The following is a 13,545-nucleotide window of genomic DNA, read 5'->3' as shown; positions in this document are numbered from 1 at the left end:
TCGGTGAACCAGTCGATCCAGGCGCGGGCCGCCTCCTTGTGGTCGGAGTGGATGTTGACGGCCTGGTTGTAGTCGGGGGCGACGACCGCGCAGAAGGTGCCGTCCACCTGGGCGGGGAAGGGCATGAAGCCGATGTCGTCGGGGTTCGTGCCGGCCTTGCGGGCGGCGTCCCGGAACTGGACGATCGCCCAGGTGCCGAGCCACTGGGTGGCGATCTCGCCCTTGGCCAGCCGGGTCTTGGACGCCTCCCAGTTGGTGGTGGTCGGGTCCTTCTCGGCGAGGCCCTGCGCGACGATGTCGTGCAGCAGGGTGTCGCCGACGCGCAGATCGGCGCCCTCGGCCCACGGGTCGCCCTCGGCGAGCTCGGTGGTGGCGTCGGTGTCGCAGCTGACGGAGCCGTTGACGTAGGTCCAGGAGGTGAGGGGCCACTGGGCCGCGAAGTTGGTGTAGTAGGGGGTCGCGCCGGTCCTGGACCTGATGGCCTTCAGGCCGGCCAGGAACTCGGCCGGGGTGGTGGGCCATTCGCGGATCCCGGCCTCCCGCCAGACCCGCTTGTTGTAGACGAAGCCGGGGGCCACGCCGACCGGGCTCTGCCCGTAGACCTTGCCGTCGACGGTCGTGAAGTCGGTGAAGCGGTACTTCTTCTCGCGTTCCTCCCGGGTGCCGAGCGAGGCGAAGAACTTCGGGTAGTCGTCCTTCTCGACGACCGCGGGGATCAGCAGGACGTCGCCGTAGTTCTCCGTGTTCATCCGGATCTTGATCTCGGCCTCGTAGTTGGTGAGGGCCTGGAACTCGACCTTGACCTTCGGGTAGGTCTTGTTGAACTCGGCGGCGTACCGGTCCATCGTGCCGTCCTGCACCAGGTCGGTCCGCACGGTGAGGACGGTGATGGTTCCGGAGACCTTGGACGGGTCGTCGGGGGCTTTCGCGTCCGCGCCCTGGGTGGCGCCTCCGGTGCCGGTGCACGCGGAGAGCAGCAGGGCGGCTGCGGAGAGGGCGAGGAGGGGGCGGCGGTTCATGTGCATCAGCTCCGTTCAGGGGGACGGACGAGCACTGCGGGTTGGCTGATTCGGCACTCTGACAGCGCTTTCTTAACCGGTAAAGTCCCTATCTCGCCAAGATTGCGAAATGTCGACCACCCATCCGCATCAACCGGTTGAGGGAGTGCGCATGCCGGAGCCGACACCGCCACACGAGGGATGGACCTGCGGCACCAGGGGGCCTCGCTCCCGGCCGCCGTGCCGGGGTGCGTGCACACCGACCTGCCGGCCGCCGGGGTGATCCCGGACCCGTTCCTCGGCCGCAACGAGACCGAGGTGGCCTGGGTGGGCCGACGGGAGTGGACGTACGAGCGCGACCTGGGCGGCACCGCCGCCCGCTCCCCGCACGAGCAGACCGACCCCCGGCCGGAATTCGAGCCGCGCTGGTGCCGGGCGGCGTCGAGGTGACGGCCGGCACCGTGGTCCGGGATCTGCTGCTCCAGGCGGACCGGCTGGACCCCGCGGCGCGGGCCGATCACGGACTGGTGACACTGCTGCCCGGCGAAAGGGTGACCATCGGGGTCCGGGGCTGGGAGAATCCCGATGCGGCCGCCGCCCGGGCCGCCCCGTACTGCATGGAGCCCTCTCGATGACTGCCCTTCATGGTCCTCGCGTCACCATCAAGGACGTCGCCGCGCGCGCCGGTGTCTCCAAGGGTGCCGTCTCCCTCGCCTTCAACCACAAGCCGGGGCTGTCGGAGGCCACCCGGGACCGGATCTTCCGGGCCGCCCGGGAGCTGGGCTGGGCGCCCAGTCTGACCGCGCGGTCACTGGCCGGGGCGCGGGTGGACGTGGTCGGTCTGGCGATCTGCCGGCCGGCCCGGATGCTGGGCCTGGAGCCGTTCTACATGGAGTTCGTCTCGGGCGTGGAGAGCGTGCTCACCGAGCACTCCAGTTCGCTGCTGCTGCGGCTGGTGAAGAACCTCGACGAGGAGGCCGGGCTGCTGGAGTCGTGGTGGAAGGGGCGGCAGATCGGCGGCTCCATCCTGGTCGACTTCCGCGAGGACGACCCCCGGGTGCCGGTCGCCGAGCCGCTCGGGCTGCCGGTGGTCGCCGTCGGGCATCCGTCGCTGACCGGCTCGCTGACCTCGGTGTGGACCGACGACACTACGGCCGTCGGCGAGGCCGTGCGCTATCTCGCGGCGCTCGGGCACCGGCGGATCGCGCGGGTCGGCGGCGCGGCGGCGCTCGGGCACACGGTGCTGCGCACCGCCGCGTTCGACGAGGCGGCGAAGGCACTGGGGCTGGCCGGTGCGTGGCAGGTGGCGACCGACTTCTCCGGTGAGGCGGGGGCGCGGGCGACGCGCTCGCTGCTGACCGCGGCCCCGGCGGACCGGCCCACGGCGATCGTCTACGACAACGACATCATGGCGGTGGCGGGGCTGTCGGTGGCCGCCGAGATGGGCCTGAAGGTGCCGGAGGACGTGTCGCTGCTGGCCTGGGACGACTCGCAACTGTGCCGGCTGACGCATCCGACGCTGTCCGCGATGAGTCACGACGTGCACGGGTTCGGGGCGGAGGTGGCGCGGACGCTGTTCGGGGTGATCTCGGGGGACGGGACGGGGTCGCATCCCGTTCCGACGCCGGTGCTGACTCCTCGGGGGTCGACGGCGCCGCCGTCCCGGTGAGGGCCGCTTCCAGGCCGTGGGTGTGCTGCGTTCGGATGTGACCTTCACCGCTCGACCCGCCAGGACTGGGCAGTCACGTTACTCATAAGTAGCATGGGCCCTGAGCGCGCGCTCAGTGCATGCGTGCCGCAGCAGTGCCATCCCGCACCCTGGAGGAGAGCCATCGTGCCTCGTACCGTCAGGGACGTCGTCTTCGTCGACGGCGTCCGCACCCCGTTCGGCAAGGCGGGCCCGAAGGGCATCTACCACGAGACCCGCGCCGACGATCTCGTCGTCAAGGCGATCCGGGAGCTGCTGCGCCGCAACCCCGGCCTGGACCCGAAGAAGATCGACGAGGTCGCCATCGCCGCGACCACGCAGATCGGCGACCAGGGCCTCACCATCGGCCGCACGGCCGGCATCCTCGCGGGCCTGCCGCAGTCCGTCCCCGGTTACTCCATCGACCGCATGTGCGCGGGCGCCCTGACGGCCGTCACCACGGTCGCCGGCTCCGTCGCGTTCGGCGCCTACGACATCGCCATCGCGGGCGGTGTCGAGCACATGGGCCGTCACCCGATGGGCGAGGGCGTCGACCCGAACCCGCGGTTCGTCAGCGAGAAGCTGGTCGACGAGTCCGCCCTGTTCATGGGCATGACCGCGGAGAACCTGCACGACCGCTACCCGCAGATCACCAAGCTGCGCGCCGACGAGTACGCGGTGCGTTCCCAGGAGAAGGCCGCCAAGGCGTACGCCAACGGCAAGATCCAGGCCGACCTGGTGCCGGTCTCGGTGCGCCGCACCAACGCGGAGGCCGGCGAGACGGGCTGGGGCCTGGTCACCGCCGACGAGCCGATGCGCCCGGGCACCACGCTGGAGAACCTCCAGGGCCTGAAGACGCCGTTCCGCGTCCACGGCCGGGTCACCGCCGGCAACGCGGCCGGCCTGAACGACGGCGCCACCGCCTCGCTCATCGCCTCCGAGGACTTCGCGCGCGAGAACGGCCTGCCCGTCAAGATGCGCCTGGTCTCCTACGCCTTCGCGGGCGTCGAGCCGGAGGTCATGGGCTACGGCCCGATCCCGGCCACCGAGAAGGCCCTCGCGCAGGCGGGCCTGTCGATCTCCGACATCGGCCTGTTCGAGATCAACGAGGCCTTCGCCGTCCAGGTCCTGGCCTTCCTGGACCACTACGGCATCGCCGACGACGACGAGCGCGTCAACCAGTACGGCGGCGCCATCGCCTTCGGCCACCCGCTGGCCTCCTCCGGTGTCCGTCTGATGACGCAGCTGGCCCGCCAGTTCGAGGAGCAGCCGCACGTCCGCTACGGCCTGACCACCATGTGCGTCGGCTTCGGCATGGGCGCGACGGTCATCTGGGAGAACCCGAACTTCGAGGGGGACAAGTGAGCACCACCGCTGAGCTGCTGAAGGGTGCGGCCGAGCTGTTCCCGGACGAGGTCGTCACGCAGGCGCACGTACGCCACTTCGACCTGCCCCTGGGCGCCGGGCGCTTCGCCCTGATCACCCTCGACAACGGGCACGACCACACCAAGCCGACCACCTTCGGCCCCCAGTCGCTGGCGAACCTCAACGCCGCCGTCGACCAGGTCGAGAAGGAGGCCGCGGACGGCGGGATCGTCGGCGTCGGCATCACCGGCAAGCCGTTCATCTTCGCCGTCGGCGCCGACCTCAAGGGTGTCGAGCTGCTGAAGGAGTGGGACCACGCCTACGCCATCGGCAAGGGCGGCCACGACGTCTTCAAGCGGCTGTCCGGCCTCGCCGTGCCGACGTTCGCCTACTACAACGGCGCCGCGATGGGCGGCGGCGTCGAGGTCGGCCTGCACTGCACCTACCGCACGGTGTCCGCGTCCGTCCCGGCGTTCTCCCTGCCCGAGGTCTTCCTCGGCCTGGTCCCCGGCTGGGGCGGCTGCACCCTGCTGCCGAACCTGATCGGCCCCGAGAAGGCCGTCTCGGTGATCATCGAGAACAGCCTCAACCAGAACAAGCAGCTCAAGGGCAAGCAGGTCTACGAGCTGGGCATCGCCGACGCGATCTTCGAGGGCGCCGACTTCCTGGAGCAGTCCCTCATCTGGACCGCGTCCGTCCTCAAGGGCGAGATCGTCGTCGAGCGCCCGGTGATCGACCGCGGCGAGGCCTGGGACCAGGCCGTCGCCAAGGGCCGCTTCATCGCGGACTCCAAGGTGCACGGCGCCGCCCCGGCCGCCTACCGCGCCCTGGACATCATCGCCGCCGCCAGGAACGGTGACCTCCAGGAGGGCTACGACGCCGAGGACAGGGCGCTCGCCGACCTGATCATGGGCGGCGAGCTGCGCGCCGGCATCTACGCCTTCAACCTGGTGCAGAAGCGCGGCAAGCGTCCGGCGGGTGCCCCGGACAAGTCGCTGGCCCGCCCGGTCACCAAGGTGGGCGTCGTCGGCGCCGGCCTGATGGCCTCCCAGCTCGCCCTGCTCTTCCTGCGCCGCCTCGAGGTGCCGGTCGTGCTGACCGACATCGACCAGGAGCGCGTCGACAAGGGTGTGGGCTACGTCCACGCCGAGATCGACAAGCTGCTCGGCAAGGGCCGCATCAACCAGGACAAGGCCAACCGTCTCAAGGCGCTGGTGACCGGTGTCCTGGACAAGGCCGAGGGCTTCGCGGACGCGGACTTCATCATCGAGGCCGTGTTCGAGGAGATGGGCGTCAAGCAGACGGTGTTCGCGGAGGTCGAGGCGGTCGCCCCGGCGCACGCGATCCTCGCCACCAACACCTCCTCGCTGTCGGTGTCCGAGATGGCGTCGAAGCTGAAGCACCCCGAGCGGGTCGTCGGCTTCCACTTCTTCAACCCGGTCGCCGTGCTGCCGCTGCTGGAGATCGTCCGCGGTGAGCAGACCGACGACGCCTCCCTGGCCACGGCCTTCGCCGTCGCCAAGAAGCTGAAGAAGACCGCGGTCCTCACCAAGGACGCCCCGGCGTTCGTCGTGAACCGCATCCTGACCCGCTTCATGGGCGAGATCCAGAACGTCATCGACGAGGGCACCCCGGTCGCCGTCGCCGAGAAGGCGGTCGAGCCGCTGGGCCTGCCGATGTCCCCGCTGGTCCTGCTGGAGCTGGTCGGCCCAGCCATCGGCCTGCACGTCTCCGAGACGCTGAACAAGGCGTTCCCGGACCGCTTCAAGGTCTCCCCGAACCTGAAGGCGGTCGTCGAGGCGGGCAAGCGCGGCTTCTACGTCTACGACAGCGGCAAGCCCGAGCTGGACCCGGAGGTCGCCGCCCTCCTCAAGCAGGGCGATGTCGTCCTGACCGAGGAGCAGGTGCGCGCCCGCGTCCTGGACGCCGTCGCCCAGGAGATCGGGCTCATGCTCGACGAGGGCGTCGTCGCCGAGGCCCAGGACATCGACCTGTGCCTGATCACCGGCGCCGGCTGGCCCTTCCACCTGGGCGGCATCACGCCGTACCTGGACCGCGAGGGTGTCTCCGAGCGGGTGAACGGCAAGCGGTTCCTCGCGCAGGGCGTGGCGAGCGTCCCGGCGTAACCGCGTCCCCCGCTCGACCGCGGTGCCCCGCACGCCTGCCGGCGTGCGGGGCACCGTTTGCGTTGCGGGCGCGGGGCCGGCCCGCCGTGGCGGCCGGGCGCGGTCGCGCGCCGGGTCAGACCGTGCGCCAGGCCTCCAGGGCCAGCCCCGGTTCGTCCTTGCGCCGCGTCACCCGCAGGGTGCCGTCCGGGGTGAGGGTCGCCGCGACGACCCGGTCCGTGGCGTCCTGGGCGAGGGCCACCCGCGTGCCCTCGGGCAGCTCGGGGCCGGACTCCGTCCACCACAGGCCGGCCGTCTCCCGCTCGGTCGGGTACGCGGCGAACGCGACCCGGCCGGAGGCGGAGCGCTGGGCGAGGAGCGTGCAGTCGTGGCCGTCGATGTCGCAGCGCAGCACGGTCACCGGGCCGGGGCCGGCCGCGGGCAGCAGCGCCCTGGGCCCGGCGTCGGGCCGCCAGGCGTACAGCATGCCCTCGGGGTCGGCGTAGAAGAGGGTGGTGTGCTCCTTGGAGGTGGGCAGCGCGGCCAGGGTGCCCGGCTCGATCGTGACGGGCAGCGGAGCGGCGGCCACCGGGCGCCTGCCCGGCTCCTGCTGGTACCAGCGCAGGATGCCGGTGGGATTGGCGGCGTACACCTCGATACGGCCCGACTCCCCGGTGACCGCGAGGAGTTCCTGCACCTTGGAGCCGCGCAGGTCGTGCCAGGCGTTGAGGCCGCCGCGCTCCTTCTGGTTCCGCATGGACACGCCCTGGCCGCGGTTGCGGACGAAGAGATGCGCCCGCCCCTCGACGTCGACGGCGACGACGGGGTCGCCGGTGCGGTCGGCCTCCTTGTTGGGGTGCCCGAAGGGCGTCCAGTCGAGCGGTGCGAGCAGCGGCCGGAAGTGGGTGGAGTGCACCAGCTCGGCCCCGCCGGCTCGGGTGGGCCGCCAGGCGACCAGGTGGGCGTAGCCGTCGGGGCCCTGCCCCACCCCGAAACCGGCGTGCAGCGTCTGGTCGCCGCCTGCCTTGCGGGGGCTCTCCCAGGGGCCGCCGGGGACGCGCTCGGCCCGGTACAGGACCGCGTCGTCCGTCGGCAGGTAGACGCCGAGCCGGCCGTCCCGGCCGCGTATGAGCCAGTTGCCCTTCACAGTACGGACCATCGACACGAGGCCACTCTAGCCATGGGGCCCGGGCCCGCCGCGCGCGGGGGCCGTGGGAGCCTGGCCCCATGAGTGACGCGCTGCTGGTGATCGTCGATGCCGCGAACGTCGTCGGGTCGGTGCCGGACGGGTGGTGGCGGGACCGGCGGGGGGCCGCGCAGCGGCTGCGGGACCGGCTCGCCGCGGACGGCGTGCCGGGGTGTCCGGGGCCCGTGGAGATCGTGCTGGTGGTGGAGGGAGCGGCCCGGGGCGTCGCGTCCGTGCCGGGGGTGCGGGTGGAGTCCGCGCCGGGCAGCGGGGACGACCGCATGGTGGAGCTGGTCGCGGCGGCCGGGGAGCGGCCGTGCCTGGTCGTCACGGCCGACCGGGAACTGCGCCGCCGGGTGACGGAGCTGGGGGCACGGACCGCGGGGCCGCGCACGGTGCGCCGCGGTGACTAGGGGGTGTCTGACGCCACGGGCAGGCGGGAGTCGTCCACCAGGCACTGGCGGCGGGGGTCAGCGGATCCGTGTGTACAGCACGGCTCCGTCCACCGTGCCGACCGGCCGGTACCGGTCGGCGAGCAGTCCGCGCAGGGTCGGCAGCCGCTCGGGGGCGTACGGCTTGCCGCGGGAGTCGTCGACGATGAGGACCGGGGCGTCGGCCAGCTCCCGCCGGAACACCGGCCAGGCGCCGTCCACGGCGTACCGCTCGCCGACGCCGGAGCCGTCGCGCCCGCCGCTGTAGTTGGTGAGCAGTCCGGCGGTGAGGTAGCGGCTGGCGGGGGCGCGGCCGGCGAGCCAGTACGTCTCCGGGTGCATGCCCCAGATCAGGACGCGGTCGCCGGGGGCGGTGCGGTGGGCGGTGGCCTCGGCGAGGCGCTGGGCGTGGGCGAGTTCGGTGCGCGGCGCGGCCAGGCCCCAGGCGAGGAACACGGCGCACGCGCAGCCGGAGACGAGGACCGCCCGGGCCGGCCGCGCCCGCGGCGGGCGGTGCAGGGCGGCGGTGGCCAGCAGGGCGAGCGGGGGCAGGAGTTGCAGGTAGTAGTGGCCGAAGAAGTGGAAGCCGGCCAGGACCGCGCCCGCCGACCCGGCCAGCCACAGCCACAGGTCGACGGGCCCGGTGCGCGGCGCCCGCACGAGGGGGACGAGCAGTCCCGCGCACGCCCCCGCCAGGATCGCCGCGTTGGCCAGCGCGCGGGTCAGGGCGTGCAGCGGGGAGCCGCTGAAGGCGGCGTAGGCCGTGGATCCGGTGACCGTCCAGAACAGGAACCCGGCCGGGTCGGTGAGCAGCGCGGCCGCCAGCACGGGCAGGGCCGCCCCGGCGGCCAGGCGCGGCAGCCCGGTGCGGGCGGCGCCCGAGGTGACGCACAGCCAGCCCACCGGCAGCAGCACCGCCCCGCCGGTCTGCTTGGCGAGGACGGCGCAGGCGACGGCGACACCCGCCGCGCCCCAGCGGCGCCGGTCGGCGCACCACATCGCGGCGGCGGTGCCGGGCAGCATGAACACCTCGAACCCGGCGGCCTGCGCGTCCTCCGGGTTGAGCCCCACGGAGACCAGCAGATAGAGCGCCCCGGCGGTGCGGCCCGCGCCATCGCCCCAGCGGCGCCGGGCGAGCGAGGCCAGCAGGGCGGCGGTGAGCAGCTGGGCGAGGATCGCGAGCACCCGGACGGCGGTGAGCGAGCCGGAGCCGGTCACCGCGAAGGCCGCCTCGTACAGCCAGGGCACCAGTGGCGGTTTGCGGTCCACGACCGTCTCGTAGAGCTGTCCGCCGTGCGCCAGTATCCGCGCCTGGACGGCGAGATAGCCCTCGTCGGGGTTCCACAGCGGCCGGGCGAAGGAGGGCACACGGGTGAGGCAGGCGAGCAGGGCCAGCACCGGCAGCAGTCGCCGCCAGTAGCCGCGCCCCGCGCTCGGTGTGGTGACGTTGCGTGCGGGGGCGAGTAGCTCTGCGTGCATGCGCGTACGCTATCCGGCCCCGCGTATCCCACCGAAGCGGGACATACAGGGCCGGAGGCGAGGGGGCCGGTGACGTGCCGTGGTGGCGCCGTCGGCTACCGGTCCGGGTGCGGGTGGCCTTCGACGACGTCGTCCACCGTGGTCTCCTGGTGCCGGCCGAGGCGGCTGTGGGAACGGCCGTACAGGAAGTACACGACGAAGCCCGCCGCCATCCAGATGGCGAACCGGATCCAGGTCTCGGCGGGCAGGTTGAGCATCAGCCACAGCGAGGCGCCCACGGACAGGATCGGGATGACCGGCACCCACGGGGTCTTGAAGGAGCGGGGCAGGTCGGGGCGGGTGCGGCGGAGGATGATCACGCCGATCGCCACCACCACGAAGGCGAACAGCGTGCCGATGTTGACCAGCGCGGCCAGTTCCGTGAGCGGGGTGAAGCCCGCGAGAACCGCGATGATCACGCCGAGCAGGATGGTCGGCCGGTGCGGGGTGCGGAACCTGGGGTGGACACGGGAGAAGAACCGGGGCAGCAGCCCGTCCCGGCTCATCGCGAAGAACACCCGGGTCTGGCCGAGCAGCAGGATCATGCAGACGGTGGTGAGGCCGACGGCGGCGCCGAAGCTGATGAAGCCCGCGTACCAGGGGTGCCCGGTGGCCTTGAAGGCGTCGGCGAGGGGGGCGTCCACGGACAGTTCGCTGTAGTGCTGCATGCCGGTGACGACGATCGAGACGAGGACGTACAGCGTGGTGCAGATCAGCAGCGAGCCGAGGATGCCGCGCGGCATGTCGCGCTGCGGGTTGCGGGTCTCCTCGGCGGCGGTCGCGACGACGTCGAAGCCGATGAAGGCGAAGAAGACGACGGACGCGGCGGTGAAGATGCCCATCACGCCGAAGTTGGAGGGGGCCCAGCCGAACATGAGCTGGATCAGCGGGGACTGGAGGCTGTCGCCGGCCGGCACCTCCTGCGCCTTCGGGACGAACGGGTCGTAGTTGGCGGTCTTGATGAAGAAGGCGCCCGCGATGATCACGACGAGGACGACGGTCACCTTGATCGCGACGACGACCTGGGTGACGCGCGCGGACAGCTTCATGCCGATGACGAGGATCGCGGTCAGTACCAGGACCAGCACCGCGGCGAGGATGTCGAAGCCGAAGCCGTCGGCGCCCTCCCGGCTGCCGAGCGCCGCGGGCATCTCCCAGCCCGCGTTGCCCATCAGCGACTGGATGTAGCCCGACCAGCCGACGGCGACCACCGCCGTACCGAGGGCGAACTCCAGGACCAGGTCCCAGCCGATGGTCCAGGCGGGCAGCTCGCCGAGGGAGGCGTACGAGAACGTGTACGCGGACCCGGCGACCGGGACCGTGGAGGCGAACTCGGCGTAGCAGAGCGCGGCGAGCGCGCAGGCGACACCGGCCGCGACGAACGCCAGGGCCACCGCGGGCCCCGCGTTGTTCTTGGCGACCGTGCCGGTCAGCACGAAGATGCCGGTGCCGATGATGACACCGACGCCGAAGACCGTCAGGTCCAGGGCCGAGAGTGACTTCTTGAGGGCGTGCTCCGGTTCCTCGGTATCGAGGATGGACTGCTCGACCTTCTTGGTCCGGAAGAGGGTGCTGCTCATCGGGCGTACCTCCCACGCTTGTCGTCCTCGACATGATCGAGAGGGGGCGGGTTGCGCAAGCCCCGACGCGGGCAGTTTCACGCCAATGGGCCGGTTTCACCACTCTTGGCAGTGGTGGAACCGGCCCATACGGCGGTACGACGGTACGGCGGGATCAGTCCCGGGCGGCCTGGACCTCGTCGGCCGCGGCGCGCTCGTACTTCCCGTCCAGCTTGGACACCAGGCCGGTGACCTGCCGGGCGATGTCCGGCGCGGTCAGGCCGATCTCCGCCATCACCTCGGCGCGCGAGGCGTGGTCGAGGAAGCGCGGCGGGATGCCGAAGTCGCGCAGCGGCACGTCGACGCCCGCGTCCCGCAGGGCCTGGGCGATCGCGGAGCCGACACCGCCGACCCGGCTGTTGTCCTCGACGGTGACGACCACCCGGTGCCGCTCGGCGAGCGGGGCCAGGGCCTCGTCGACGGGCTTGACCCAGCGCGGGTCGACGACGGTGGTGGAGATGCCCTGCTGGTCCAGCAGGGCGGCGATCTCCAGGCACATCGGCGCGAGCGCTCCCACCGAGACCAGCAGGACGTCGGGGCGGTCGGTGCCGGGCTCGCGCAGCACGTCCATTCCGCCGGCCTTGCCCACCGCCGGTACGGCCGGGCCGACGGCTCCCTTGGAGAAGCGCACCACGGTCGGCGCGTCGTCGACCTGGACGGCCTCGCGCAGCTGCGCGCGGACCTGGTCGGCGTCGCGCGGGGCGGCGAGCCGGAGACCGGGGACGACCTGGAGGATCGACATGTCCCACATGCCGTTGTGGGAGGCGCCGTCGGTGCCGGTGATACCGGCCCGGTCCAGCACGAACGTCACCCCGCACTTGTGCAGGGCCACGTCCATCAGCACCTGGTCGAAGGCGCGGTTGAGGAAGGTGGCGTACACGGCGAAGACCGGGTGCAGTCCGCCGGTGGCCAGGCCCGCGGCGGAGACGGCGCCGTGCTGCTCGGCGATGCCGACGTCGTAGACCCGCTCCGGGAAGCGCTTGGCGAACTTGTCCAGGCCGACCGGCTGGAGCATGGCCGCCGTGATGGCGACGATGTCCTTCCGCTCCTCGCCGAGCTTGACCATCTCGTCACCGAAGACGGAGGTCCAGTCGGCGCCGGAGGAGGCGATCGGCAGGCCCGTGTCGGGGTGGATCTTGCCGACGGCGTGGAAGCGGTCCGCCTCGTCCTGGAGGGCGGGCTGGTAGCCGCGGCCCTTCTCGGTGAGGCAGTGCACGATGACCGGGCCGCCGAAGCGCTTGGCGCGGGCCAGCGCGGACTCCAGCGCCTCGATGTCGTGGCCGTCGATCGGGCCGACGTACTTCAGGCCCAGGTCCTCGAACATGCCCTGCGGCGCGATGAAGTCCTTCAGGCCCTTCTTGGCGCCGTGCAGGGTCTCGTACAGCGGCCTGCCCACGACCGGGGTGCGGTCGAGGATCTCCTTGGTGCGGGCCAGGAAGCGCTCGTAGCCGTCGGTGGTGCGCAGCGTGGCGAGGTGGTTGGCGAGACCGCCGATGGTCGGGGCGTAGGAGCGCTCGTTGTCGTTGACGACGATGACCAGCGGGCGGTCCTTGGCCTCGGCGATGTTGTTCAGCGCCTCCCAGGCCATGCCGCCGGTGAGCGCGCCGTCACCGATCACGGCGACGACGTGGTCGTCGCGTTCCAGCAGCTGGTTCGCCTTGGCCAGGCCGTCGGCCCAGCCGAGCACCGTGGAGGCGTGGCTGTTCTCGATGACGTCGTGCTCGGACTCGGCCTGCGAGGGGTAGCCGGACAGGCCGCCCTTCATCTTCAGCTTGGAGAAGTCCTGCCGGCCGGTGAGCAGCTTGTGCACGTAGGACTGGTGACCGGTGTCCCACAGCACCTTGTCCTTCGGCGATTCGAAGACACGGTGCAGGGCGATGGTCAGCTCCACCACGCCGAGGTTCGGGCCGAGGTGGCCGCCGGTCTTGGAGACCGCGTCGACGAGGAAGGTCCGGATCTCCCCGGCCAGCTGGTCCAGCTCCTCCAGGCTGAGCCGGTCCAGATCGCGCGGTCCCCTGATGCGGGTCAGCAGCGGCACCCGTGCCTCCTTGCAGTAGAGCTGTTGAGCTGTTGCCGGGCTCGTCGAGTCTAATGTTCCGCCCGGCGCGACTGTGCCCGGCACCGCCATTGGTGCCGGGCACAGGTTCTGGTGAGGGCGATGACATCGCCCCGAGGGCACGGAGAGCTGCGCGACCGGCCACGGCGGACCGGCACCGGCAGGCCACCCGTACCCCGCGGCGAGGCCGTCCTCGCCGCGGGCGGGGTCCTACGCGCGACCCGCCGTCTTCTGCGTCTTCCGTGTGATCGAGTCGATCACGACCGTGGTGAGCAGCACACCCGCGGTGATCATGTACTTCACCGGCTCGGCGATGGACTCCAGCTGGAGGCCGTACTGGATGGAGACGATCACCAGGACACCCAGCAGGGCGTTCCAGGTGCGGCCCCGGCCGCCGAACAGCGACGTACCGCCGATCACCGCCGCAGCGATGGCGTTCATCAGCAGGTCACCGGTACCGGCGCTCTGGTTGGCCGAGGCGATCTTGGAGGCCAGGAAGAGGCCGCCGATCGCCGCGAAGCCGCCGGAGATCGCGAAGACCGAGATCCGCACCGCGGTGACGTTGATGCCGGCGCGCCGG

At 71.9% G+C, this 13,545-nt stretch carries 10 protein-coding genes and 2 pseudogenes; 6 read left to right on the top strand and 6 right to left on the bottom strand.

Annotated elements, in window-relative coordinates:
* A partial coding sequence (locus tag CCN42_RS08580; protein WP_422641146.1) for an ABC transporter substrate-binding protein occupies window positions 1-1,025 on the bottom strand: 1,025 nt, incomplete at its 3' end.
* 145 nt (window positions 1,026-1,170) lie between these two features.
* On the opposite strand from CCN42_RS08580, the pseudogene CCN42_RS46075 reads away from it, so the two are divergent.
* The 5 genes and pseudogenes from CCN42_RS46075 to CCN42_RS08560 form a co-directional block, all read left to right on the top strand.
* Window positions 1,171-1,400 (top strand): annotated as a pseudogene (locus tag CCN42_RS46075) (glycosyl hydrolase 2 galactose-binding domain-containing protein); the annotation flags it as partial.
* Window positions 1,401-1,633 (top strand): annotated as a pseudogene (locus CCN42_RS08575) (hypothetical protein); the annotation flags it as partial. It abuts the pseudogene before it with no gap.
* Window positions 1,630-2,667 (top strand): LacI family DNA-binding transcriptional regulator, encoded by a 1,038-nt coding sequence (locus CCN42_RS08570; RefSeq protein WP_086734269.1) that lies wholly within the window; start codon window positions 1,630-1,632, stop codon window positions 2,665-2,667. The pseudogene CCN42_RS08575 and the gene CCN42_RS08570, both read left to right, overlap by 4 nt.
* Before the next feature lie 165 nt (window positions 2,668-2,832).
* Window positions 2,833-4,050, top strand: coding sequence for a thiolase family protein (locus CCN42_RS08565; RefSeq protein ID WP_086169392.1), 1,218 nt, complete (start codon window positions 2,833-2,835; stop codon window positions 4,048-4,050).
* Entirely contained in the window at window positions 4,047-6,176 is a 2,130-nt protein-coding gene (locus CCN42_RS08560; protein ID WP_086734267.1) for a 3-hydroxyacyl-CoA dehydrogenase NAD-binding domain-containing protein, read from the top strand. Before CCN42_RS08565 ends, CCN42_RS08560 begins: the two co-directional genes overlap by 4 nt.
* A 115-nt stretch (window positions 6,177-6,291) precedes the next feature.
* On the opposite strand, the gene CCN42_RS08555 is transcribed toward CCN42_RS08560, so the two are convergent.
* Window positions 6,292-7,314 carry a PLL family lectin gene (locus tag CCN42_RS08555; protein WP_086734271.1) on the bottom strand — a complete coding sequence of 341 codons (1,023 nt, stop codon included), beginning with the start codon at window positions 7,312-7,314 and terminating at the stop codon, window positions 6,292-6,294.
* A gap of 68 nt (window positions 7,315-7,382) precedes the next feature.
* Here CCN42_RS08555 and CCN42_RS08550 point away from each other — a divergent pair, with 68 nt between their 5' ends.
* Window positions 7,383-7,754, top strand: coding sequence for a PIN domain-containing protein (locus CCN42_RS08550; protein WP_086734266.1), 372 nt, complete (start codon window positions 7,383-7,385; stop codon window positions 7,752-7,754).
* Between the two features lie 57 nt (window positions 7,755-7,811).
* Here CCN42_RS08550 and CCN42_RS08545 read toward each other — a convergent pair whose 3' ends face one another.
* From CCN42_RS08545 to CCN42_RS08530, 4 genes are all read right to left on the bottom strand, one after another.
* The gene (locus CCN42_RS08545) at window positions 7,812-9,251 is read right to left on the bottom strand and encodes a glycosyltransferase family 39 protein (RefSeq protein WP_086734264.1); all 1,440 of its coding nucleotides are present in this window, start codon (window positions 9,249-9,251) and stop codon (window positions 7,812-7,814) included.
* Between the two features lie 95 nt (window positions 9,252-9,346).
* Complete coding sequence (locus tag CCN42_RS08540) at window positions 9,347-10,870, bottom strand: amino acid permease (RefSeq protein WP_086734262.1); 1,524 nt, start codon at window positions 10,868-10,870, stop codon at window positions 9,347-9,349.
* 154 nt (window positions 10,871-11,024) lie between these two features.
* On the bottom strand, window positions 11,025-12,947 hold the full coding sequence (gene dxs / locus CCN42_RS08535; RefSeq protein ID WP_086169387.1) for a 1-deoxy-D-xylulose-5-phosphate synthase: 1,923 nt from the start codon (window positions 12,945-12,947) through the stop codon (window positions 11,025-11,027).
* A gap of 228 nt (window positions 12,948-13,175) precedes the next feature.
* On the bottom strand, window positions 13,176-13,545 hold a 370-nt coding region (locus CCN42_RS08530; protein ID WP_422641145.1), incomplete at its 5' end, for an ABC transporter permease subunit.

This window comes from Streptomyces glaucescens, from assembly GCF_002154375.1.
Taxonomy (GTDB): Bacteria; Actinomycetota; Actinomycetes; order Streptomycetales; family Streptomycetaceae; genus Streptomyces; species Streptomyces glaucescens.
This window is presented reverse-complemented; position numbering and strand designations above follow the sequence as displayed.